Source organism: Mycolicibacter sinensis, assembly GCF_001673565.1.
GTDB classification, from domain to species: domain Bacteria; phylum Actinomycetota; class Actinomycetes; order Mycobacteriales; family Mycobacteriaceae; genus Mycobacterium; species Mycobacterium sinense_C.
This window is the reverse complement of the sequence record NZ_LZMF01000100.1, coordinates 1-1,251: the sequence shown is the minus strand read 5'-3', so window position 1 is coordinate 1,251 and position 1,251 is coordinate 1. Positions and strand designations below refer to the sequence as shown.

At 69.6% G+C, this 1,251-nt stretch carries 1 protein-coding gene; it reads right to left on the bottom strand.

Annotation, left to right across the window (positions count from 1 at the left end):
* The coding region (locus A5648_RS14825; RefSeq protein WP_342707269.1) for a polyketide synthase at nt 1-1,251 on the bottom strand (1,251 nt) is incomplete at both ends.

Below are 1,251 nucleotides of genomic sequence, written 5' to 3'. Positions count from 1 at the left end.
GGCACGTCGGCGCCGGCGCCGGTCAACCACTGCGCCAGCACACCGGCGGTGGCCGCGATCCGCGCCGGCGACTTACCCGACACCACCAACGTCTGCACCACCGGCTCAGCAACCGGCCCGGCCGGCTCAACCGCCTCGACGACCGGGGCCTGCTCGATCACCACATGCGCATTGGTGCCCGACACCCCAAACGAAGACACCCCCGCCCGCCGCGGACGCGACACCGCCGGCCACGCCATCGCCTGCGCGGCGATCTGGAACTTCGACGCCCCCGCACCGGCATTGGGCGTCAACTCCGAAAAGTTCAGGTGCCGCGGAATGAAACCCTGCTGCACCGACAGCACCGTCTTGATGAAACCCGCGACACCCGAAGCCGATTCAAGATGCCCCAGATTCGTCTTCACCGAGCCCAGCACCAGCGGCGCCGAGGAACCACGCTCACCGAACACCGCCGCCAGCGCATCCAACTCGATCGGATCACCCAGCGCGGTGCCGGTGCCGTGCGCCTCGACGTAGTCGATATCACCCGGCTCCAACCGCGCCGCGGCCAACGCCGCGCGCACCACCTTCTGCTGCGCCGGACCCGACGGCACCGTCTGACCACTCGACGGCCCATCCTGATTCGCCGCCGAACCCCGCACCAGCGCCAGAATCCGGTCACCATCACGCTGAGCATCCGAAAGCCGCTTGAGCACCACCACCCCGGCGCCCTCGCCGCGCACGTAGCCGTCGGCGCCGGCGTCGAAGGTCTTGCACTGCCCGTCCGGCGCCAACATCCCCCACCGCGACGTCGCCACACTGTTCTGCGGACTCAGCATCAGGTTCACCCCGGCCGCCAGCGCCTGATCCGACTCGCGGCGCCGCAGGCTCGCGCACGCCAGATGAATCGTCACCAGCGACGACGAACACGCGGTGTCCACCATGATCGCCGGGCCGTGCACGCCAAGGAAATACGACAACCGGCCGGCGGCGAAGTTCGGGCCGTTGCCGAACGCCAGGTAGGGGTCGACGTCGCGGGGGCCCACCCTTTCGGCCGCCAGCAGGGCGTAGTCGTTGGTGGTGAGGCCGACGAAGACACCGGCCTGGGTGCCGCGGATCGCCTCCTTGGTGATCCCGGCGTTCTCCAGCGCTTCCCAGGCCACCTCCATCAGCAACCGCTGCTGAGGATCCATCGCGTCGGCCTCACCACCAACGACTACGCCCTGCTGGCGGCCGAAAGGGTGGGCCCCCGCGACGTCGACCCCTACCTGG